Source organism: Streptomyces sp. NPDC006393, assembly GCF_040628575.1.
Lineage (GTDB): Bacteria > Actinomycetota > Actinomycetes > Streptomycetales > Streptomycetaceae > Streptomyces.
The window spans coordinates 85,514-108,406 of sequence record NZ_JBEXZD010000014.1 but is presented as its reverse complement, the minus strand read 5'-3'; the positions used below and the strand labels follow the sequence as shown (position 1 = coordinate 108,406).

16 protein-coding genes and 2 pseudogenes are annotated in these 22,893 nt (G+C 72.2%); 5 read left to right on the top strand and 13 right to left on the bottom strand.

All coding sequences use genetic code 11. The annotated features are described in order from the left end of the window. Positions 1–677 (bottom strand): DMT family transporter (locus ABZ484_RS09725; RefSeq protein WP_358865338.1); only part of this gene is annotated, 677 nt, incomplete at its 3' end. A gap of 235 nt (positions 678–912) precedes the next feature. Between ABZ484_RS09725 and ABZ484_RS09720 the strand changes: the two genes are divergently transcribed. Both ABZ484_RS09720 and ABZ484_RS09715 read left to right on the top strand, forming a co-directional pair. Beyond that, a complete protein-coding gene (locus ABZ484_RS09720; protein ID WP_358865337.1) occupies positions 913–2,391 on the top strand; it encodes a glutamate--cysteine ligase in 1,479 nt (492 codons plus the stop codon). A gap of 68 nt (positions 2,392–2,459) precedes the next feature. Further along, positions 2,460–3,674, top strand: coding sequence for an MFS transporter (locus ABZ484_RS09715; protein WP_358865336.1), 1,215 nt, complete (start codon positions 2,460–2,462; stop codon positions 3,672–3,674). A 15-nt stretch (positions 3,675–3,689) separates the two neighbouring features. Here ABZ484_RS09715 and ABZ484_RS09710 read toward each other — a convergent pair whose 3' ends face one another. Continuing rightward, positions 3,690–5,141 (bottom strand): WGR domain-containing protein, encoded by a 1,452-nt coding sequence (locus ABZ484_RS09710; protein WP_358865335.1) that lies wholly within the window; start codon positions 5,139–5,141, stop codon positions 3,690–3,692. Between the two features lie 115 nt (positions 5,142–5,256). Here ABZ484_RS09710 and ABZ484_RS09705 point away from each other — a divergent pair, with 115 nt between their 5' ends. Then, positions 5,257–5,793, top strand: coding sequence for an SRPBCC family protein (locus ABZ484_RS09705; protein WP_358865334.1), 537 nt, complete (start codon positions 5,257–5,259; stop codon positions 5,791–5,793). A 120-nt stretch (positions 5,794–5,913) separates the two neighbouring features. Here the strand turns inward: ABZ484_RS09705 and ABZ484_RS09700 are convergent. After that, positions 5,914–6,789 (bottom strand): annotated as a pseudogene (locus tag ABZ484_RS09700) (FAD-dependent monooxygenase); the annotation flags it as partial. Between the two features lie 155 nt (positions 6,790–6,944). Then, complete coding sequence (proP, locus tag ABZ484_RS09695) at positions 6,945–8,453, bottom strand: glycine betaine/L-proline transporter ProP (RefSeq protein ID WP_358865333.1); 1,509 nt, start codon at positions 8,451–8,453, stop codon at positions 6,945–6,947. A 233-nt stretch (positions 8,454–8,686) separates the two neighbouring features. Between proP and ABZ484_RS09690 the strand changes: the two genes are divergently transcribed. Next, a complete protein-coding gene (locus tag ABZ484_RS09690) occupies positions 8,687–9,775 on the top strand; it encodes a lytic polysaccharide monooxygenase (RefSeq protein WP_358865332.1) in 1,089 nt (362 codons plus the stop codon). 114 nt (positions 9,776–9,889) lie between these two features. Then, positions 9,890–11,134, top strand: coding sequence for a cellulose-binding domain-containing protein (locus tag ABZ484_RS09685; RefSeq protein WP_358865331.1), 1,245 nt, complete (start codon positions 9,890–9,892; stop codon positions 11,132–11,134). Between the two features lie 196 nt (positions 11,135–11,330). Here ABZ484_RS09685 and ABZ484_RS09680 read toward each other — a convergent pair whose 3' ends face one another. The 9 genes and pseudogenes from ABZ484_RS09680 to pgm form a co-directional block, all read right to left on the bottom strand. After that, positions 11,331–12,473, bottom strand: a complete 1,143-nt coding sequence (locus ABZ484_RS09680) for a cellulose binding domain-containing protein (protein ID WP_358865330.1) — start codon at positions 12,471–12,473, stop codon at positions 11,331–11,333. 291 nt (positions 12,474–12,764) lie between these two features. After that, the gene (locus ABZ484_RS09675) at positions 12,765–13,787 is read right to left on the bottom strand and encodes a LacI family DNA-binding transcriptional regulator (protein ID WP_358865329.1); all 1,023 of its coding nucleotides are present in this window, start codon (positions 13,785–13,787) and stop codon (positions 12,765–12,767) included. A 122-nt stretch (positions 13,788–13,909) separates the two neighbouring features. Beyond that, positions 13,910–14,800, bottom strand: coding sequence for a serine hydrolase (locus tag ABZ484_RS09670; protein WP_358865328.1), 891 nt, complete (start codon positions 14,798–14,800; stop codon positions 13,910–13,912). A 148-nt stretch (positions 14,801–14,948) separates the two neighbouring features. Continuing rightward, the gene (locus ABZ484_RS09665) at positions 14,949–15,593 is read right to left on the bottom strand and encodes a carboxypeptidase-like regulatory domain-containing protein (protein ID WP_358865347.1); all 645 of its coding nucleotides are present in this window, start codon (positions 15,591–15,593) and stop codon (positions 14,949–14,951) included. 27 nt (positions 15,594–15,620) lie between these two features. Next, positions 15,621–17,267: pseudogene (locus ABZ484_RS09660) on the bottom strand (MFS transporter); the annotation flags it as partial. Positions 17,268–17,332: 65 nt separating this feature from the next. After that, a complete protein-coding gene (locus ABZ484_RS09655; RefSeq protein ID WP_358865346.1) occupies positions 17,333–17,728 on the bottom strand; it encodes a MarR family transcriptional regulator in 396 nt (131 codons plus the stop codon). A gap of 548 nt (positions 17,729–18,276) precedes the next feature. After that, on the bottom strand, positions 18,277–20,508 hold the full coding sequence (gene katG, locus ABZ484_RS09650) for a catalase/peroxidase HPI (protein ID WP_358865327.1): 2,232 nt from the start codon (positions 20,506–20,508) through the stop codon (positions 18,277–18,279). 24 nt (positions 20,509–20,532) lie between these two features. After that, complete coding sequence (locus ABZ484_RS09645) at positions 20,533–20,979, bottom strand: Fur family transcriptional regulator (protein WP_358865326.1); 447 nt, start codon at positions 20,977–20,979, stop codon at positions 20,533–20,535. A 184-nt stretch (positions 20,980–21,163) separates the two neighbouring features. Then, a complete protein-coding gene (pgm, locus tag ABZ484_RS09640) occupies positions 21,164–22,804 on the bottom strand; it encodes a phosphoglucomutase (alpha-D-glucose-1,6-bisphosphate-dependent) (RefSeq protein ID WP_358865345.1) in 1,641 nt (546 codons plus the stop codon). Between the last annotated feature and the right edge of the window lie 89 nt (positions 22,805–22,893).

The window sequence follows — 22,893 nt, the reverse complement described above, 5'->3', positions numbered from 1 at the left end:
AGCGGGCCGCCCTGCATGGCGTGCTCCATCAGGAGCATGGCGCAGACACCGCTCGCACCGAAGGCGTACGTCTGCCAGGAGGTGAGGAACCCGGCGAGACCGTCGTCGGTGAGGATGTGGACGGCCGTCTTCATCAGGCCTGCCGTGAGGGCGAAGCAGATCGCGGTGGCCGTGCCGAGGCAGGCGGCACGGGCCCTGCCCGGCGGTCTGCGCAGCCCCACCGCGGTCAGCGCGGCAACCCCGCCGGCGCAGGCGACCAGCACGGGAAGCCAGCGGTCGACGGACACGTGGGTGCGGTTCCCCGAGGGTGCGGCGGCCAGCAGCGCCAGCCCCAGTCCGGCGACGACGGCGCACAGCCTCAGCAGCAGCGCGGCGGACGGCCGACGGCGCTGCCACAGCGACGCCAGCAGCAGCGCGAGGGGCAGCTCCAGCACGAACAGCGGCTGGACCAGGGACAGCGGGCCGGTGGCCAGCGCGGCCGCCTGCCACACACCGGCGGCGATCACGGTGAGCACCCCGGCGAGCCAGACGGGACGACGCAGCAGGTCGAGAATCAGCCCGGGGCGCAAGCCCTGGGACTGCGGCACGGTCAGCGCGGCCCTGCGCTGAAGCACGGTGGCGAGCGCGTTGCTGAGTGCGGCCAGCAGTGCGAACAGCGTCGGCAGGACGATTCCCATGCCCTCATCCTTGGCCGATCCGCCCGCCGGCCCCCGGGCGACACGGCCGTCGCGTCCTGTCCCCGCACCCCCTGGACCACCGTCGGCCCCACCGCGTGGACCACCGTCGGCCCCACCGCGTGGACCGCCGTGGGACGCTCCCCGTCCCGCGTGGTCCGGGCCGCCCGCCGGTGGGACGCTGGGTGGAGAGGTGTCCGAGGAGGGGGATCCGAGGAGGGGTGAACAGGGAGGGCCGATGGGACGGGACGTCCCGGCGCTGGTCTTCACCCGCGAGGACCGCCGCCGGTACCGGATCAAGATGCAGGAGTGCCTCGAGGCGCTGGCGCAGATGCTGCGCGCGTCACGGTTCGAGTCCGAGCGGCCCCAGGTGGGACTGGAGATCGAGCTGAACCTGGGCGACGACGTGGCGGAACCGGCGATGCGCAACAGCGATGTGCTGGAGGCGATCGCGGACCCCGCCTGGTCCACCGAGCTGGGCAGGTTCAACCTCGAGATCAACATTCCGCCCCGCCGTCTGACGGCGGGTGGCCCCGACGCCTGGGAGTCCGAGATCCGCGCCGCGCTGAACCACGCGGAGCGGCGCGCGGCATCGGTCGGCGCACACCTCATCATGATCGGCATCCTGCCCACGCTGCGCCAGGAGGACGTCGGCGAGGCGGCGCTGTCGGAGAACCCGCGCTACCGGCTGCTCAACGACCAGGTGTTCGCCGCGCGGGGCGAGGACCTGCGCATCGACGTGGACGGCGTCGACCGGCTGCGGACCTACGCGGACACGATCACCCCGGAGGCCGCCTGCACCAGCACCCAGTTCCACCTCCAGGTGTCCCCGGAGGAGTTCGCCGGGTACTGGAACGCGGCGCAGGCGATCGCCGGGATCCAGGTCGCGCTGGCGGCCAACTCCCCGTTCCTGTTCGGCAAGGAACTGTGGCACGAGACCCGCATCCCGCTGTTCGAGCAGGCCACCGACACCCGGCCGCAGGAGATCAAGGTGCAGGGGGTGCGGCCCCGGGTGTGGTTCGGGGAACGGTGGATCAACAGTGTCTTCGACCTGTTCGAGGAGAACCTGCGCTACTTCCCGGCGCTGCTGCCCCTGTGCGAGGAGCAGGACCCGCTGGAGACGCTGGACCGCGGCGACGTCCCCGAGCTGGCCGAACTGACCCTCCACAACGGCACCATCTACCGCTGGAACCGCCCGGTCTACGCCATCGCCCACGACAAACCGCACCTGAGGGTGGAGAACCGGGTGCTGCCCGCCGGCCCGACCGTCGCCGACACTCTCGCCAACGGCGCCTTCTACTACGGGCTCACCCGCGCCCTGGTGGAGGAGGAGCGGCCGGTGTGGTCGCGGATGTCCTTCTCCGCCGCCGAGGACAACCTGCGCACGGCGGCACGGCACGGCATCGAGGCACGGCTGTACTGGCCGGGGATGGGCGAGGTGCCGGTGGCCGAACTCGTGCTGCGGCGCCTGCTGCCGCTGGCGCACCGGGGACTGGAGCGCTCGGGCATGGACGAGGCGTGGCGGGAGCCGCTGCTCGGGATCATCGAGCAGCGGTGCGTCGCCGGCCGCAACGGGGCGATGTGGCAGAAGGAGATGTTCCACCACATCGACGCAACCGCCCGGGCGGGCCGGCACGAGGCACTGCGGCGGATGACGCAGATGTACGTCGAGTACATGCACCTCAACGCCCCCGTCCACACCTGGCCGGTCGACTGACGCCCGCGCCCCGGTTGGAGATCGTCCCGCTGTCCCATGGGCCGTCGCGGGCGAATACCATCTGCGGGATGTCGAACGGACCAGGCGCCGGCCGCGCCCACCAGGAGTGCGTGCGTTCACCCGTGTGGCGGGCGCCGGGAATGCGGCCGCTGCTCGGCTCGGCGGCGCTGGGCTTCGCCGGTCTGGCGTTGCTGCTGCCGGTCGCGCCCCTGTGGACCCAGCGCGGCGGGGCGGACGAACTGGGCGCCGGGCTGGTCAACACGGTGCTGATGCTGTTCACCGTGGTCGCCCAGTTGCTGGTCGCGCGCGTGCTCCGGCGTCTCGGCTGGGCCGGGACGCTCGCCCTCGGGGCGTGTCTGCTGGGACTGCCCGCCCTCGGGCACTTCCTCAGTGACCGGGTGGGCGTGGTCGTCGCCCTCGCGGCGGTGCGGGGGCTGGGGTTCGGGATCCTCACGGTGTGCGGCGCGACCGGAGTGGCGGCGCTCGTCGAGCCCGAGCGCCGCGGCCGCGCGGTCGGTGCGTACGGGCTGGCCGTCGCGGTCCCGCAGTGTGTGTTCGTCCCGATCGCGCCCTGGCTCGCCGAACGCGTCGGTTTCGGGCTGGTGTTCGCGGGCGCCGCCGTGCCGCTGCTCGCGGTCCCGCTGGCGCCTCGGGTGGCGCGCGCGCTGCGCGGCACCGAGGACCCCGGTGCGGCACCGGCCGAGGGGCGGGACGCCGGACGGCTCCGCCGTGTCCTGGTCGGGCCGATCGCGGCGCTGCTCGCCATCACCGCGGCCGGCGGCGCCATCCTCACCTTCACGCCGAGCCTGCTGTCCGACGCGACGGCCGTCTACGTGGCGCTCCTCGCGTTCACGGCGACGGCGGCCCTGTGCCGGTGGAGGTTCGGACACGTCGCGGACCGCAAGGGGGCGGCCCCGGCGATCGCGCCGCTGCTGCTGGCCGGGGCGGCCGGGCTCGCCGTCATCGGTGCGGGCACGGCGCACGGCCTGGGTGCGGGCGGTCCGGTCCTGGTCGTGACGGGCATGCTCGTCGTGGGGGTCGCGTACGGCGGCCTGCAGAACCTGACGCTGGTCCATGCCTTCGCCGCGGCGGGCGAGGCGGCGCGTTCCTCGGTCAGCGTCGCCTGGAACATCGGTTTCGACGCGGGGACGGGGCTCGGAGCGCTCGCGGCCGGAGCCCTCGCCACCGCGAGTTCCTACACGGTGGCGTACGCGGTCCTCGCCGCCACCACCGCGTTCGTGGGCGTCTGCTGGGCCGGCGCGCGGTGGGGCAACGGGTCGTAGAGACACCGGGTCGCCTCACAGCAGCCGCCGGATGTCACCGCGCACCCGGTAGAAGCCGCCCGCCGCCGGGTGCAGGGCGTCCACGACGTACCGCGCCCCGGGTTCGCGGATGGCGCGCGGGAACTGGACGTTCCACGAGGAGTCGTAGCCGTCGGACACCACGTGCACGCGCACCCGGCCGCCCTGCTGGACGCATTCGACGACGACCGCCCCGGCGGGAGCGTGGGCGACGGTGGCCACCGCGGCCACGGCCGTCGCCGGTGCGTAGGTCGGCAGGGCCGCGGCGAGCTTCACGTCCCGTGCGACCGGCACCGTGCCCTGCTGGGCGGCGGAGACGGCGGCCTCGCTCGCGTCGACGCACACCAGCGAGCCGTCCGTGGTGACCAGGTACAGACGCTCGTCGTGGTACTGCATCGACAGCGCCGAACCGCCGCCCGTGGCGAGCTTCCACAGCCGCGTGCCGTCCCGGTCGAAGCAGTAGACGGAGGACGCCGCGTCACCGGCGAAGACGAACCGTCCGCCGGGTGAGGTGGCGCACGAGTACACCGCGCCGTCACAGGCGTAGGTGGCCTGGATCGCGCCGGTCGACTTCGACAGCCGCTGGACCACGCGGTGCGCGGTTCCCGCGTACAGGGTGTCGTCCTCCTGCCAGCCGAACAGGACGGCGCCCCGGGTGGGGGTGTGCCACAGTTCGCCGGTGCCGTCGGGCGTGTACGCCGTCACGCCCCGGTGGTGGCCATGGTAGACGGCGCGGTCGTCGGCGCGGACCATCCAGGCGTGCTCGCCCTGGCTGCGGCGGGCCCACTGGTGCTCGTCCTCGTGGTCGATGACGGTGAGCCGGCCGTCGCGGTCCGAGACGTTCAGGATGCCCTCGTGGATGTCCAGCCAGAAGATGTCGACGTCCGCGGTGATGTCGTAGGCCGCGAACGGCAGCTTGGAGGACAGGTCGTACACCTTGCCGTCGTCACAGCCCGCGTAGATCCAGAAGTCGTCAGCGACCAGGCACTTCACGCCGTCCGGCAGGCTGAAGCGGGCGAGGACGCCGCCGTCGTGGTCCAGGGTGTAGACGTCGCCCGACTGGTTGCCGACCCAGCAGTGCTCGTCGTCGACATGGATGCCGAACGCCGCGGAGCCGGTGCGGAAGCGCCACAGCACGGGTGCGACGGCACGCGCGGTGGACGGAGCGGAGGCGACCTGACGCCGCGTCACCGGGCGCGGGGCGCGCTGTCCGGGAACGGCCGGGGCGTATCCCTTGCGGACCTTCTCGCCGACCTTCTTCGCCGCGGCCGTCCGTGCCTTCTCCGCCGTGGGGAACGTCGTCGTCTGCGTCTGCCCGGCGGCGCCTATCCGCCCGTACCGCACCGTCACCACCTGGCCCTCGACGATGACTTCGTAGAACTTGTGCGCGCCGCCGTCTTCCTGCGACAACTCCAGATACGTCGTCGACACGGTGGACCCGGTGGACATGGCAGACCCCTCCCCATGACGGATCCGCGGTCTCTCCGGCGGATCCCAGTGCTCGAACCATAGGAGGTGCCACTGACAATGGGATGATCGCCGAATCCGAGACGAGGGGGATGACATGTTCTTTGCCGACGGTCCCCGCGTGCGCTGCGACGTGCACGTGGAGGCGCCCATGGAGCGGGTCTGGGAACTGGTGACCGACATCGCTCTGCCCGCCCGGCTCAGCCCGGAACTGCTGCGCGTCGCCTGGCTGGACGGCGCGGACCGTCCCGTGCCCGGTGCGCGCTTCGAGGGCCACAACCACCACGCCGTGCTCGGCGAGTGGCGGACCGTCTCCCATGTGGTCGAACTGGACGAGCCGCGGGTGTTCGCCTGGGCGGTCACCGACGCGGACGGCCGTTACGGTGAGGCGACACTGGATCCGGCGAGGCCCATGGCGTCCTGGCGCTACGAACTCCAGGCCGAGGGCGGCGGCACGCGGCTGAGCCAGACGGTCCTCGTCGGGCCGGGCCGCAGCGGGGTCACGCTGGCCCTCGAACGCCGGCCGGACCGGGAGGAGGAGATCATCGCCCTCCGGCTGAAGGAACTGCGCGCCGGTATGGAGGCCACCCTGCACGGCGTCAAGTCCCTTGCGGAGGAAGGGGAACGAGGCTGACGCGGAGGGAGGGCGGCGGCCGGGCGGCCGGTTCCGCGAGCGCCGCCCGCCCCGTGCGGCCTCCCCGTCAGCCGAAGACGCGTGCCAGGGCGTCCAGCACCTCCAGCCGGCCCGCCGGAGTGCTCCGGTCGGCGGGTGGATGTGGGCCGCGTCACCGGTGATGAACACCCGTCCGTCGCCGTAGCGGTCGGCGATGCGGTGGCTGATCCGGAACACCGAGGACCACCGCAGTGCGGAGGCGGTCACCGGTCGGGGCGACAGCCGTTCCAGGGCGGCTTCGACGTGCTCGGTCCGCGGGGCCTCGGCGTCCTCCGCACCGTGCGCGGTCTCGTGCGCCGGGGTCGGCTCGGGCCGTTGGTCCGCGTGCGGTCCGGGGTGGAGCAGCGTCGAGACCCGGTAGCGCGAACGGCCGGGCAGCGGAACGCAGACGAGCAGGTCGTCGACGGTGCCGTCCTCGGTGCGGTGCAGAGCGCGCACCACGTGACCGGCGGGCAGGTCCCAGTCCAGCTCGACGTCGGCCAGCAGGTACGCCTCGGGGAACGCCCGGCCCTGGAACGACAGCCCCAGCCGTTCGCGGACGAGGCTGTGGGCGCCGTCGCAGCCGATGAGGAACTGGCTGCGCAGCTCGGTCTCCTCGCCCGTTCCGGCGCGCAGCCCGCTCGTCACCCCGGCCGCGTCCTGTGCGAAGGACACCAGTTCCGTTCCGCGTTCGACGTGCGTGTCGTAGCGGGCGAGGTGCTCCTCCAGGATGCGCTCGGTCTCGTCCTGCGGCAGTGCGGCGAAGCCGTACGGCACCTGGGGCGGCAGTGTCAGCTCGATGCCGGCCTGCTGGGCTCCGTTGACGTAGACGAGTTGTCCGCGCAGGGGTACGGCGGCGTCCAGCACGTCGCGCACCATGCCCGTCCGGTCCCAGAGCTCCAGGGTCCTCGGCTGTACGCCCACCGCCCTGGCGTAGGGCAGGCGTCGCGGCAGGCGGTCCACGAGCCGGCACCGCACGCACGACTCCCGGCACACGGCCCGCGCGTACGCCCCCTGCCCGTGAAGGTGCCGTCGTTCGCCCGCGCGGCCGGATCCGTTCCCCTCCATGGTCGCTCGCGGCCCGGCGCCCCGCCGGCGGGTCCCGGACCGCGGGGCGGTGCGCCCCGGCCCCTTCAGAACCTGGGCACCGGTGCCTGGCTCTCCACCAGGCGCGCGGCCTCCTCCGGCGTGGCCACCGAGGGCGGGGAGCCGTCCAGCGGGCGGCGTGCCGTCTCCTTCATGCACGCCACGGAGACCACGCCGACGAGCGCGGCGATCATGGTGTAGTAGGCGGGCATCAGGTCGCTTCCCGTGACGGAGATCAGCGCGGTGATCACCAGGGGGGTCGTCCCGCCGAAGAGGGACGCGGAGAGGTTGTAGCCGATGGACAGGGAGCCGTAGCGCACCTGGGTGGGGAACAGGGCCGGCAGGGCCGCGGACATCGTGCCGAGCAGGCACACCAGCGACAGGCCCAGCATCAGCATGCCCGCGGCGACCGCGGCCAGGCTGCCCTGCCGGACCAGCAGGAACGACGGGAGCGACAGCAGGAGGAAGCCGAGCATGCCGGTCATGAGGACCGGTTTGCGGCCGACTCGGTCGGACAGCTGTCCCACCCGGTTGATCACGAGCATCAGCACCACCATGGTGCCGATGAGGATCAGCAGGCCGTGGGTCTCGGAGTACCCCATCTCGTCCGACAGATAGGTCGGCATGTACGACAGGAACATGTAGTCGGCGACGTTGTAGGCGCCGACCAGGCAGACGCACAGGACGAGCGTCGGCCAGTACTCGCGGAAGATCTTCGCGAGGTCTCCCTTGGCGGTGGTCTCCACGGTGGACGCGGCCTCGGACGCCCGGTGGAGCGAGGTGTCCTCGAGTTTCTGGAAGGCGGGCGTCTCGTCCAGTCTCAGCCGCAGGTACAGGCCGACCAGTCCGATGGGGCCGCCCACCAGGAACGGCACCCGCCAGCCCCATGCCTGCATGCCGTCGCCGCCCAGCCATGCGGTCAGCAGTGTCACCAGTCCGGCCGCGGCGACGTAGCCGGCCAGCGTGCCGAGTTCCAGGAAGCTCCCGAAGAAGCCCCGGCGCCGGTCGGGCGCGTACTCGGCGATGAAGGTGGACGCCCCTCCGTACTCGCCGCCCGTGGAGAAGCCCTGCACCAGCCGGAAGAGGATGAGCAGGGTCGGGGCCCAGAAGCCGATCGTGGCGTACGAGGGGATCAGGCCGATGGCGAACGTGCCGATCGCCATCATGATCATGGTGAGGGCCAGGACCTGCTTGCGGCCGATCTTGTCGCCCATCGGGCCGAACACCATGCCGCCCACGGGGCGCACCAGGAAGGACACCGCGAAGGTCGCGAACGACGACAGCAGTTGCACCGTGTCGTTCCCGGACGGGAAGAACACATGCCCGAGGGTGACCGCCAGATAGCTGTAGATGCCGAAGTCGAACCATTCCATGGCGTTGCCGAGCGCGGCGGCCTTGACCGCCCGCTTCACGGCGGCCTCGTCCGTGACGGTGATGTCCGTGCGCCGCAAGCGAGGGTTCCTGCGCCGTTGCACGGCGCGGAACAGCGCATGATGGCGTCTGACGGCGCCCGGGTCGGCGTCGATCGCCCGAAGGCCCTCCTCGTGCTCCTCCATGACGGCTCCTTCCTGCCTGCGGACGGCTGCATGGGACCGCATGCTCCGTCGTGGCACCAGCAAACGGCACGGAGGGCGAGTGCGACATTCGGCACAGCGGAGACCGGCGAGGACGCAGGTGCGTTTACATCGGCCCCGGCTCTCGCTACCGTGAGAATGGGAGCGCTCCCATCTTTTCCCCTGCTTGTCATGTTCCGATCACGTCCACCATTCCTTCCGAAGGGAGTCCCTCGGTGACCCGACGCAGGACGTATTCCTTAGTCGCGGCGCTGGCCACTCTGTTCGCGGCGCTCGGCCTGACCTTCCTGGGCCAGGGCAGCGCGCAGGCGCACGGCGTGGCGATGATGCCCGGCTCGCGCACGTATCTGTGCTACCTCGACGCCCAGACGAGCACCGGCGCGCTCGACCCCACCAACCCGGCCTGCCGGGACGCGCTGAACCAGAGCGGGGCCACCGCCCTGTACAACTGGTTCGCCGTGCTGGACTCCAACGCCGGGGGCCGCGGTGCCGGGTATGTGCCGGACGGCACGCTGTGCAGCGCGGGCGACCGCTCGCCGTACGACTTCTCCGCCTACAACGCCGCCCGGTCGGACTGGCCCCGCACCCATCTGACGTCCGGTGCGTCGATGCAGGTGCAGTACAGCAACTGGGCGGCCCACCCCGGTGACTTCCGGGTCTACGTCACCAAGCCCGGCTGGTCGCCCACCTCGGAGCTGGGCTGGGACGACCTGGACCTGATCCAGACGGTCACCAATCCCCCGCAGACGGGCTCGCCGGGCACCGACGGCGGGCACTACTACTGGGACCTGAAGCTGCCCTCGGGCCGCTCCGGCGACGCGCTGATGTTCATCCAGTGGGTGCGCTCGGACAGCCAGGAGAACTTCTTCTCCTGCTCCGACATCGTCTTCGACGGCGGTCACGGCGAGGTCACCGGCATCCGCGGCTCGGGCGGCGGCACACCGACGCCCACCCCGACGCCCACGCCCACGCCCACGCCGACCGATCCCGGAACGGGCGCGTGCATGGCCATGTACTCCGTGACGAACTCCTGGAGCGGCGGTTTCCAGGGCTCCGTCGAGGTGATGAACCACGGCACCGCGCCGCTGAGCGGCTGGTCCGTGAGCTGGAAGCCGGGCGCGGGCACATCGATCGGCAGCGTGTGGAACGGTGCGCTGACGAAGAACTCGGACGGCACGGTCACGGTCAGGAACGTCGACTACAACCGGACCATACCGGCCGACGGCAGCGTCACCTTCGGCTTCACCGCCACCTCCACCGGCAACAACATGCCGGTCGGATCCGTCGGCTGCGCCACTCCATAGGCGCCACAGGCCGCTTCGGCGCGCCGCCGGCCGGCCGCTTCCGCGGGCCGTCCGGCGGCCGCCCCGGCCTGACCGCGCCGAGCAGATTCCCCCCACCGCACGGAAGGAGAACCCATGGTCTCGAGGACGGTGCGACCGCCGGGCAGACGGCAGGTGCGGGCGGCGGCGCTCGTCGCGCTGATGTCCGCGCTGCTTGCCTGGCTGGCCGGTTACGGACCGCTCAGTGCCGCCCGGGGAGCCGACGGGGGCGGGGCGTGCCGGGTGTCCTGGACGGTGAACCAGTGGTCCGGCGGCTTCACCGCCGAGGTGTCCGTGACCAACCTCGGTCCACAGGTGGGCAGCTGGACGCTGGGCTGGACGTTCGACGCCGGCCAGCGGGTGACCTCCGCCTGGAACGCCCGGGTCGCCCAGACGGGCACGGCCGTGACCGCCACCAGTCTCGACTACAACGGGTCGCTGGCCACCGGGGGTTCGGCGTCCTTCGGTCTCCAGGGCACATGGTCCGGCGCCAATCCCGCTCCCGGCGACTTCACCTTCAACGGGGCGCCGTGCGCCGACGGTTCGGACCCGGGGCCGGGTCCCAGCCCCGACCCGACGCCCAGCACCACGCCCACCACCAGTGCCACCCCGACGCCCAGCCCCACGCCCACGCCGTCCGGCGGTCCCGCTCCCGGGTGCGGCGACGCGACGGTGTGCTCCGGCTTCGAGGACCAGACCGGGAGCGTGCCGTCGGGCGCCTGGACGACCGTCGCACCGGACTGCCAGGGTGCCGGAAAGGTGGCGGTCGACGCGTCGGTGGCCCACACCGGAAGCCGTTCGGTGCGGGTGGACGGGGCCGCCGGTTACTGCAACCACGCCTTCGTGGCCACCACCAAGGACGTCTCGGCGGTGGGCCCGGTGGTGTACGGCCGGCTGTGGGTGCGCCACACGACATCGCTGCCCGCCGCGCACATCACCATGATCACCATGGCCGACGCCCGCGACGGCGGCCGGGACCTGAGGGTGGGCGGCCAGAACGGCGCCCTGCAGTGGAACCGCCAGTCCGACGACGCGACGCTGCCCGCGCAGAGCCCGGCGGGCGTGGCGCTCAGCGCCCCGCTGCCGACCGGACGCTGGGTGTGTCTGCGGTTCGCCGTCGACACCACCCGGCAGAGCATGGACACCTGGATGGACGACACGCAGATCGCCGGACTGCACGTGGACGGCACGCCCACGCAGGACGTCGACGCCCAGTGGCTCAGCCGCACCACCGCGCCCCGCCCCACCACGCTGCGGCTGGGCTGGGAGAGCTACGGCACCGGCGACGACACGCTCTGGTACGACGACGTGGCGCTCGGCTCGTCCCCTCTGTCCTGCTGACGGCGGGCGGCCGGTCCTGCCGAGGCGGGCGGCCGAACGCCACCCGGGCCCGCCCTGTCGGCGGGGAAGAGGGCGGGCCCCGGTGGTCCCAGGGCTGTTCAGCAGACCCTGGAGGCGGCGCCGCATGAGCGGCGCCGCCGGTTCAGGCGGTAGTGCAGGCAGTGCCGGTGCAGCCGGTGGTGCAGGCGGTGGCGGTTCAGGCGGTGGTGCAGGCGGTGCCGTTCAGGGTGAACCGGTCGGGCTGGGCGAACGTCCCGGTGTAGGTGCCCTGGAAGCCGAAGGACTGGCTGCCTCCGGCCGCGATCCGGGCGTTGAACCCGAGGCTCGTCGCGGTGACCGCGCCGGACGACGGGGACACCGTGGCGTTCCAGCTGTTGGTGATCTTCTGGCCGGAGGGGAGCGTGAAGCCGAGCCGCCAGTCGTCGACCGGCGCCGTCCCGGTGTTCGTCACGGTCACGTCGGCGGTGTAACCGCCCTGCCAGACGTTGGTCTTGTACGCCACCTTGCAGGACGCCGGGGTGCCCGGGTCGCCGGGGTCACCCGGGTCGCCCGAGCCGCCGCCGACGGTGACCGAGGAGGAGAACGAGTTCACCGCGAGCCCGGCGCCGTTGGACCAGGGTTCGAAGCCCGCCTGAACGCTCGTCAGGTACCAGGAGGAGTCGGCCAGTCCCCGGCTGATCGCCTGCCGCACGAAGTCCATCACGTCGAACGACCAGCTGCCGATGGCCGAGGGCGCGACGAAGGACAGCACGTCGTTGGAGCCGTTGTTGCCGGACCAGACCTGCCAGCTGCGGCCCGCGACGGTGGCCGTGCCGACGGCGGACCCCACCGGCTGGATGGAGCCGACCTTGTTGAACCACACCATGATCTCGGTGCGGTTGACACCGTCGGTACGGGGCGTCGGGTCGAGCCAGATGTCGTAGGCCGCGTCGTAGACGGCGTCCGTGACATAGCCGTACGAAATGCTGGTGGGCGCGGCGGAGATGGTGCTCAGCCGGGCCGGGAGGTTGGTTCCGGGCGAGCAGTTGGTGTAGTGGCAGCCGTTGTAGACGGAGGGGTACGACTTCGGCGCTCCGTTGGTGGGCACGGAACCGTCCGCCTGGGTGATGCGCAGGCCGGTGCTCGTGGCCGTGATGCACTGGGTGGCGCTGGTGCCCCAGCGGTTGTTCTGGACGACGTAGCGGCCCTGGATGGTGGTGGAGCCGAAGGCGTCGCAGATCTCGGTGTCGGCATGGGCCGCGGGCGTCGCGGTCACCAGGGCGGCCACCGCGGCGAGGGCGGTGAGCAGCGCGGCGAGCAGCCCGCGCACGCTGCGCACAGGGAGTGTCGACGGACCCATCGGGTGTCCTTTCGGTGGGGTACATGGGGCCCGGAGATGGGGAGCGATCCCGGCGGGTTCGAAATGGGAGCGCTCCCAATCGACGGCTCCCAGGAGCGTAGGCTCAAGTCATGCCCCTGACAAGAAGTCAGGAGGCGGCAGAATCGAACTTCTGTCGAAGCACCAGGTCACTACGGTGTCCGTGTTCTCGAGGCACGCGCAAGACGATGACATCCGGAGCCGAGCACACCTTTGGAGCGCTCCCGAAAACCGGGCATACCGCCCCTATGGTCGGTGTGCCTCAAGGACGTCTCAGGCCGAGTCCCTGCGGATCAGCCGTGTCGGCAGGATGACGTGACGCCAGGCGCGGCTGGAGTCCTCCAGCGCCTCCAGGAGCAGCCGGACCATGGCCCGTCCGATCTCCTCGACCGGCTGACGCACGGTGGTGAGCTGCGGATCGGTGTGCTGTGCCAGCAGGAAGTCGTCGAAGCCGATCACGGCGACGTCCTCGGGTACTCGGCGCCCCGCGGCGCGCAGCACGTTGAGGGCTCCGGCGGCCATGGTGTCCGATGCCGCGAACACCGCGTCGACCTCGGGGTGACGGCCCAGCAGTTCGGTCATCGCCCGGCGGCCGCTCTCCTCGCTGAAGTCGCCCTCGACGATCCACGAGGGGCCGAGGGTGTGGCCGGCCCTGCGCATGGCCTCCTCGTATCCGCGCAGCCGGCACTGGGCGACGTACATGTCCAGGGGGCCGGTGACGGTGGCGACGTGGGTCCTGCCGCTGCGCAGCAGGTGGTCCACGGCGTCACGGGCGCCGCCGACGTTGTCGGAGTCGACGTAGGAGGCGCACTCGTCGCCGGAGCGGCGGCCCAGCAGGACGGTGGGCAGGCGCAGTTCGGCGAGCATGTCGGGCAGCGGCTCACCGCCGCGGACGGACATGAGCAGCACGCCGTCGATGCGGCCGCCGCGCGCGTACTCGACGAAGCGGCGCCGCTCGGCGTCCGTGCGCACCAGGGTGAGCAGCAACTGGATGTCGGTGCCGGCCAGGGCGTCGCTGACCGCGCAGACGATCTCGGAGAAGAACGGCTCGCCGAACTGCCGCCAGTCCGTCTCCGTCATCGCCAGGGCCACCGCGTCCGCGCGGCGCGCCGCCAGGGAGCGGGCCGCCTGGTTGGGGACGTAGCCGAGTTCGGTGATGGCCCGCTCCACGGCGCGGCGGGTGGAGTCCTTCACCCCGTCGGCGTTGTTGATGACGCGTGAGACGGTGCCCCGCCCCACCCCGGCGAGCGCGGCCACTTCCTCGAGCGTCGGCGTGCCGGAGCGCTGCTTCCCCACGATCGCGTACCCCCCTCGGTGACCACCCGATACTACGGCCGGTCACGGCCGGTTGGGACCGTCGATCACGGCTGGTTCCGGCTGTCGATCACGGCTCGCTCCGGCTGTCGATCAGGGCTGGTTCAGGGGGAGGCCGAGGACAGGGCCTGGCGCGCCGCCTTCTCCACCAGGGAGACGCCGTCGCTCATGGACGCGCTGCCGTTGGACAGGACCGCGACGAGGTAGTGGTGTCCGTTCGCGGTGACGCGGCCGACGCTGTTGACGTCCCAGAGCCCGGTCGTGCTGCGCTGGAGCCAGCCGTTCTTCAGCGCCCACTGGGAGTCGGCGGCGGCCGAAACACCCCATGCCTGGTCGTCGGCGACGCGGCTCATCAGCGAGCGGATGTAGGTCCGGGACTCCCCGTTCAGGGCCTGGGTGGACGCGCTCGGCGTCGTGTCGTCGAACACGGCTCGCAGAAGGCGAATCTGGTCGCGTGCCGTGGTCTGGGTGAGACCCCACTTGACGCCGGGGCCGCCCTTCGTCGACGTCAGTCCGAGGCGCTTGTTGGCCGCCTCCAGGCCGGGAGCCCGGCCGATCTCCCGCCACAGGGTGTTCGCCGCCGCGTTGTCGCTGTGCCGGATCATCGGCTCCGCCTGCGCCCGCTCCTCGGCGGTGAGGTGGCGTCCGGCGTCCTGCGCCTGGAGCAGCAGCGCCGCGAGGATGTCGACCTTGACGATGCTGGCGGTGTCGTAGGGCACGTCCTCGCCGTACACCGTGGACGTCCGGCCCGGGGCGTCGAGGTCGAGCACCGCGGTGGTGACACGCGCCGTGCTCACGGGCTGCGCCGCCGCGTGGGTCCCGCCCGACGGCACGCCGGTGGCCGCGGCCGCCGGCGGTGCGTGCAGCGCGCCGAGGGAGAACAGCGTGGTCGCGGAGGACAGGAGCAGGGCGGCGCACGCGGCGGCGCGCCGGCCACGGCGCCCGGCGGTGGTCTTCGCGGTGGCCGGGGAACGCGGGTACGACAGGTAGGACATAGGCAAACGGGCCTCACCGAATGGTCGTCGCAGGGGCACTGAGGAGTGAACGTAGACAAAACGCGCGTCCTGCGACGTGGCCGCCGTCACTCGAAGCCGCTTTTGGCGCGAATTGAGACAACAGCCACAGTCCCGGCCCCGGCGTCCGTCAGCCGGGGGTGTGACCTACCTGGAGATCGACTCGGTGGGCCCCTCCGTCGCCCAGCGCCACCTCGGCGGCCACGGGCGGGTAGCCGGTGGCGACGACGGTGTAGGCACCCGGGGCCAGGTTCCGCAGGGTGTACGTGCCGTCCGTGGCGGTCGTGGCCGACGCCACCACGTCGCCGCGCTCGTTCAGCAGGGTGACGCGGGCGTCGGGCACGGGCCGGCCGGTGTGCTCGTGGCGTACGGTCCCGTGCACGCCGCCGGCGCCCGCCAGCGTGACCTCGGAGAAGACCGGTCCGCTGCCGGCGACGATCCGCTCGGCCCGGGGACGGTGCCCCTCGGCCGACACGACCAGGGTGTATGCGCCCGGCTCGGGTTCCGCCAGGGTGTAGGTGCCGTCCTCGGCCGAGCGGGCGAGGTCCCTCTGGTGACCACGGTGGTCCACGAGGGTGAGGGTGGCGTGGGCGAGCGGTCGGCCGGTGCCGTCGCGGACCCGGCCGCGCAGCGGACCACAGGAGCGTCCGGACGCCGGGTCGGCCTGCCGCGGGGGCGTCGCGGCGGCGGACCTGCGGGGCGAGGGCGCCGGGGACGGGGTCGCGGCGCCCGCCTCGGCCGGCGGCGCCGGTGCTTGCGGGGCGACCGGCGACACGGGCGGCGGCGACGCGGGGAGCGCGCCGTGGCGGCCCCGGACCAGGGACGCGCCCGCCGCCGCCAGCGACATCGCGATGGCCAGGGAGAACACCACGACCAGGCCGTCGTGGAAGGGCTGCGAGATCAGATGGGGGAAGTACTCGCGCCCGGTGAGGTGGGCGGCGGCGGACGGCGAGAGGTGACCGAGGATGGTCGGGCCCAGGAGATGCTCGATCGGGTTGTAGCCGAGGAAGGCGGCGAACAGCACGCCGACCGGCGGCAGCCCGGCGACCTGGTGGGCGGCTCCCGCCGGGACGCCCTGGGCGGTCAGGCCCGAGCTGAGCGTGTCCGGCAGGGTGCGGGAGAGTCCGGCCACCATGAGAGAGAAGAACACCCCCATGGACAGCACCATGCCGGCGTTCTGGAAGGTGGCGCGCATGCCGGAGGCGGCGCCGCGGGCGTCGGCCGGGACGCTCGACATGATGATCGACGTGTTCGGAGCGGCGAACAGGCCGCCGCCGAGCCCGTTGAGGAAGATCAGCCCGGCGAAGACCCAGTAGTCGAAGTCGCCGGGCAGGACGAGCAGCCCGGCGAAGGACGCCGCCATGACGACGAACCCGGAGGCGGCGAACAGCCGCGCGCCGAACCGGTCCGACAGCGCGCCCGAGACGGGTCCCGCGAGCAGGAAGCCGATGGTCAGCGGCAGCATGTAGATGCCGGCCCACAGCGGGGTGTCGGCGTAGTCGTAGCCGTGCAGCGGCAGCCAGATGCCCTGGAGCCAGATGATCAGCATGAACTGGAGTCCGCCGCGTGCGATCGCGCCGAGCAGGGTGGCCGCGTTGCCGCCCGCGAAGGCCGCGTGACGGAACAGCCGCAGCGGGAACATCGGTTCGGCGACCTTGCTCTCGATCACGCAGAAGGCGGCGAGCATCGCGGCCCCGCCGGCCAGTCCGGCCAGCACCCAGGGGTTGGTCCAGCCCATGGTGTGGCCGCCGTAGGGCTGGATGCCGTAGGTGATGCCCGCGAGCAGCGCGGTCAGCCCGACGGCGAAGGTGATGTTGCCCCACCAGTCCATCCGGCCGGGCCGGCGCACGCCCGTCTCGCGCAGTGACGCGTACGCCCACACGGTGCCGATCAGGCCGATGGGCACGTTGACCCAGAACACCGAGCGCCAGTTCCAGGTGACGAGCGCGCCGCCCAGCACCAGGCCGAGGAACGACCCGGCGATGCCCGCCACCATGTTGACGCCCAGGGCCATCCCTCGCTGCCGGGCGGGGAAGGCGTCGGTGAGGATGGCCGCGGAGTTGGCCATCAGCATCGATCCGCCCACCGCCTGCACGATGCGCCAGCCGATCAGCCAGAGCGCGCCACTGCCGCCGTGGAAGGGATCGAGGGACAGCACCACCGACGTGAGCGTGAAGATGAGGAAGCCGGCGTTGTAGATCCGGACGCGGCCCATCATGTCGCCGAGCCGGCCGAGGGCGACCACCAGGACGGCGGTGACGAGCATGTAGCCCATCAGCATCCACAGCAGGTAGCTGACGTTGGCCGGCTGGAGCGGATCGAGGCGGATGCCCGTGAAGATGCCGGGCAGCGAGATCAGCACGATGGAGCTGTTGATGGTGGCGAGCAGCATGCCCAGGGTGGTGTTGGTCAGCGCGACCCACTTGTAGCGGGGGTGGTCCGCGCCCATCCAGGTGCCGCGCGTGCGCGGGCCGGGGCCGGTGGTGCCGGGTATGCGGCCGGTGTCCTCGGCGGTCATGACATGCTCCCCGTGTCGTGCCGCGCGGTCAGGTGGCGCGGCGCCGCGGCGCCTTCGAGCATCCGTCGCACCAGGGGCAGGGCGGTCCGCACGGCCTCGCCCAGCGCCTGCTGCTCCTCGGCGGGAAGGGCCGCCAGCAGATCGGCCAGCCGGCCGTCCCGCAGCCGCCGGCGCTCGGCGAGCAGCTCCCGTCCGGCGTCGGTGACGGCGACGAGGGTCACCCGCCCGTCCGCGGGGTCGTCGACGCGCCGCACCAGACCCCGGCGCTCCAGGCGCTGCACCAGCTGGGTCATCGACGGCTGGGCGACTCCCTCGGCCGCCGCCAGGGCGGTCAGCCGGGCGGGTCCCTCGCGTTCCAGCCGGGCGAGGGTGGAGGCCGCGGTGAAGCTCATGTCCCGCCGGTCGGTCACAGCCCTGATCACGGCGGAGGCCGTCTCGGCGAGCGCCCGCGCCGTCTCCAGCGGTTCCTGGCCGCGGTCCGACTGATCCACGTCTCAAGTATCACGCCGCCTATATAGGCAGGCTATAAAATCTTGGTAAGAACGTGTCCGGACGCACGGACAGGCGGCCCGACCGTCTCGCGGCACCTGGGTGCGGCATCGGCCGGCACATCACTGCGGCATCCCCGGCGCCTGGCTACGGCATCCACCGGCGCACGGCTACGGCATCCCCCGGGCAGATGGCTGCGGCGTCGGCCGGCGCACGGCTACGGCATCCCACAGCGCACGGCTACGGCATCCCCCGGCGCAGGGGTACCGGCATCGGTCCGATCCGGCTGCAAGGCCGGCGCCGCCGCGACGGGCTCGCCGCCCTTCGCCCGCAGCGGGAAGGCAGTCGAACGCCGTGCGGGCGCGGCGACTTCACCCGGGGCAGCGGGCGCCGGGTACGCACACGTCCGGGCCGGCCCGCAGGGGCCGGCCCGGACGTGTGACCGCGGTGATCAGACCAGGTCGAACCGGTCGAGGTTCATGACCTTGACCCACGCGTCGACGAAGTCGTGCACGAACTTCTCCTTCGCGTCGTCGCTCGCGTAGACCTCGGCGAGCGCCCGCAGCTCGGAGTTCGAGCCGAAGACCAGGTCGGCACGGCTGCCGGCCCACTTGACCTCGCCCGTGGCGGCGTCGCGGCCCTCGAAGGTGTTCTGGTCCTCGCTCGTCGCCTTCCACGTCGTGCCCAGGTCGAGCAGGTTGACGAAGAAGTCGTTGGTCAGGGACCCGGGGGTCGTGGTGAACACGCCGAGCTGCGACTGCTGGTGGTTCGCGCCCAGCACGCGCAGACCGCCGACGAGGACCGTCATCTCCGGGGCGCTCAGGGTCAGCAGGTTGGCGCGGTCGAGCAGCAGGAACTCGGCCGGGAGGCGGTTGCCCTTGCCGATGTGGTTGCGGAAGCCGTCGGCGGTCGGCTCCAGCGCGGCGAAGGACTCCACGTCCGTCTGCTCCTGCGAGGCGTCCACGCGGCCCGGTGTGAAGGGCACCTCGACCTCGAAGCCGGCCTCCTTGGCGGCCCGCTCGACGGCGGCGCCGCCGGCGAGCACGATCAGGTCGGCGAGCGAGATCCGCTTGCCGCCGGTCTGGGCGGAGTTGAAGGACTCCTGGATGCCTTCCAGGGTGCTCAGCACCAGGGCCAGCTGGTCGGGGTCGTTGACCTCCCAGTTGCGCTGCGGCTCCAGGCGGATGCGGGCGCCGTTGGCGCCGCCGCGCTTGTCGCTGCCGCGGAAGGACGAGGCCGACGCCCACGCGGCGGACACCAGCTGGGACACCGTGAGGCCGGAGTCGAGGACCTTGGCCTTGAGCGAGGCGATGTCCTCGGCGCCGACGAGCTCGTACGTCCGCTCGGGCAGCGGGTCCTGCCACAGCAGGACCTCGGTCGGGACCTCCGGGCCGAGGTAGCGGGCGACCGGGCCCATGTCGCGGTGGGTCAGCTTGAACCACGCCCGGGCGAAGGCGTCCGCGAACTCCTCGGGGTTCTCCAGGAAGCGCCGCGAGATCGGCCCGTAGACCGGGTCGAACCGGAGCGAGAGGTCGGTGGTGAGCATCGTCGGGGCGTGGCGCTTGGACGGGTCGTGGGCGTCGGGCACGGTCCCGGCACCGGCGCCGTCCTTCGGCCGCCACTGGTTCGCGCCGGCGGGGCTCTTGAACAGCTCCCACTCGTAGCCGAAGAGGATCTCGAAGAAGCTGTTGTCCCAGGTCGTCGGGGTGTTGGTCCAGGTGACCTCGAGACCGCTGGTGATCGTGTCGCCACCCTTGCCGGTGCCGAAGGTGCTCTTCCAGCCCAGTCCCATGTCCTCCAGGCCGGCCGCCTCGGGGTCGGGGCCGACGTGGTCCGCCGGGCCGGCGCCGTGGGTCTTGCCGAAGGTGTGGCCGCCCGCGATCAGGGCGACGGTCTCCTCGTCGTTCATGGCCATCCGGCGGAACGTCTCGCGGATGTCGCGGGCCGCGGCGATCGGGTCCGGATTACCGTTCGGACCCTCCGGGTTGACGTAGATCAGGCCCATCTGGACCGCGCCGAGAGGGTTCTCCAGCTCCCGGTCACCGGTGTAGCGCTCGTCGCCGAGCCAGGTGGTCTCGGGGCCCCAGTAGACGTCCTCCTCGGCCTCCCAGACGTCCTCGCGGCCGCCGGCGTAGCCGAAGGTCGTGAAGCCCATCGACTCCAGGGCGACGTTGCCGGCCAGGATCAGCAGGTCGGCCCACGACAGGTTGCGGCCGTACTTCTTCTTCACCGGCCACAGCAGGCGGCGGGCCTTGTCGAGGTTGGCGTTGTCCGGCCAGCTGTTGAGCGGGGCGAACCGCTGCTGGCCGGCGCCGGCGCCGCCGCGGCCGTCGCTGATCCGGTAGGTGCCCGCGCTGTGCCAGGCCATACGGATGATCAGCGGGCCGTAGTGGCCGAAGTCGGCGGGCCACCAGTCCTGCGAGGTCGTCAGGACCTCCGCGATGTCCCGCTTCACGGCCGGCAGGTCGAGGGACTGGAACGCCTTGGCGTAGTCGAAGTCCTCACCGAGGGGGTTGGCCACGGCGGGGTTCTTCGCGAGGATCTTCAGATTCAGCCGCTCCGGCCACCACTGACGGTTTCCGCCACCCTGAGTCGGGTGCGCGGCGCGCCCGTGCGCGACCGGGCAGCCGCCTGAGGCCTCCGTCTTGGCATCGGTGACGACTGCATCGTGGTTCTCGGACATGGGAATCCTTCCGGACAGGGCGGATCACGGTGCTGAGGAACTACGGCTGGTGGCACAGTCGGGGCACAGGCCCCAGTAGATGACCTCGGCCTCGTCTATCGAGAAGCCGTGGTCGTCGGACGCGGTCAGGCAGGGTGCCTCGCCCGCCGCGCAGTCCACGTCGGCGACGGCACCGCACGACCGGCACACGACGTGGTGGTGGTTGTCGCCGACACGTCCCTCGAACCGGGCCGGGCTGCCGGCCGGTTCGATACGGCGCACGAGTCCCGCCGCGGTAAGGGCGTGCAGGGCCTCGTACACGGCCTGGAGGGAGACATGGCCGACGCGCTCACGCACCCCGGACGCGATCGCCTCCACGCCGAGGTGGTCACCCGCCCGCACGGTCTCCAGGAGTGCCACGCGCGCGGCCGTCACCCGCAGGCCCGCACCACGCAACTCCTGTGCCGCCGTCGGAGGCTCGGCTTCCGTCATGCCGCCGAACCTACCCTCATAAACACGAACGGTTCAAGAAAACGAAGGGTGAAAGTCTGGTGGGTTTCACGCGGGCCGGCCGGCGATCCTCGGGTCCGGCCGAGTTCCCGCCGAAAACGCGTCGGTCCGGGCGGGGACCGCCCTTCCCGGACCGACGTACACCTCCGTCATTCCCCTGGGCCGGTCAGCCGCCCAGCGCCGCCAGGACGACCTGCTTGGCCTCGTCCTGGACCTGGCGGAGGTGGTCGGCGCCCCGGAAGGACTCCGCGTAGACCTTGTAGACGTCCTCGGTGCCCGAGGGGCGCGCCGCGAACCAGGCGTTCTCGGTGGCCACCTTGATGCCGCCGATGGAGGCGCCGTTGCCCGGGGCCTCGGTGAGCACGGCCGTGACCGGCTCCCCGGCGAGGGTGTCGGCACTGACCTGGGCCGGGGACAGCTTGGCCAGCCGCGCCTTCTCCTCCCGGGAGGCGGGGGCGTCGATGCGGGCGTAGGCGGGTTCGCCGAAGCGCGCGGTGAGGGCCGCGTAGTGCTCGGACGGGGTCCTGCCGGTGACGGCCGTGATCTCGGAGGCGAGCAGGGCCAGGATGATGCCGTCCTTGTCGGTGGTCCACACCGAGCCGTCCCGGCGCAGGAACGACGCCCCGGCGGACTCCTCGCCGCCGAAGCCGAGCGAGCCGTCGGCCAGTCCGTCCACGAACCACTTGAAGCCCACGGGGACCTCGACGAGCCGGCGGCCGAGGTCGGCGGCGACCCGGTCGATCATCCCGGAGGACACCAGTGTCTTGCCCACGGCGGCCTCGGCGGGCCACTGCGCGCGGTGGGCGTAGAGGTAGGAGATGGCGGTGGCCAGGTAGTGGTTGGGGTTCATCAGCCCGCCGTCGGGGGTGACGATGCCGTGCCGGTCGGCGTCGGCGTCGTTGCCCGTGGCGATCCGGAACCGGTCGCGCTGCTCGATCAGCGAGGCCATCGCGTACGGCGAGGAGCAGTCCATGCGGATCTTTCCGTCCCAGTCCAGCGTCATGAACCGCCAGGTGGGGTCGGTGAGCGGATTGACCACGGTCAGGTCGAGGCGGTGCTGTTCGGCGATGCGGCCCCAGTAGGCGACGGAGGCTCCGCCGAGCGGGTCGGCGCCGATGCGCAGGCCCGCGTCGCGGATCGCGTCGAGGTCCAGCACGCTCGGGAGGTCGGAGACGTAGGCGCCGAGGAAGTCGTGGCGGCCGGTGCCGGGCGCGGCGAGCGCCCGCGTGTAGGGGATGCGGCGTACGTCCTTCAGCCCGGCCGCGATGATCTCGTTCGCCCGGTCCTGGATCCAGGAGGTCGCCTCGGAGCCGGCCGGGCCGCCGCTGGGCGGGTTGTACTTGAAGCCGCCGTCGCCGGGCGGGTTGTGGGACGGGGTGACGACCACGCCGTCGGCCAGGTGCGAGGTGCGGCCCCGGTTGTGGGTCAGGATGGCGTGCGAGACGGCCGGGGTGGGGGTGTAGCCGTCCGCGGCGTCGATGAGCACGGTGACGTCGTTGGCCGCGAACACCTCCAGCGCGGTGACCTTCGCCGGCTCGGACAGGGCGTGCGTGTCCGCGCCGAGGAAGAGGGGGCCGTCGGTGCCCTGCCCGGCGCGGTACTCGCAGATGGCCTGGCTGGTCGCGGCGATGTGGTCCTCGTTGAACGCCGTCGCCAGGGACGAGCCGCGGTGGCCGGACGTGCCGAACGCCACGCGCTGGCCCGGTTCGGCCGGGTCGGGGTGCAGAGCGTAGTACGCGGTCACCAGCCGGGCGACGTCGATCAGGTCCTCGGGCCCGGCCGGCCCGCCCGCTCGTTCCTGCTGCATGGCGCACTCCTCGCGTTCGATCGTGTGTCCGCTCGCCATGTCATCTTCCCCCCTCCCCGAGGCGGCGGGCGCGGCGACCGGCGGGGCCG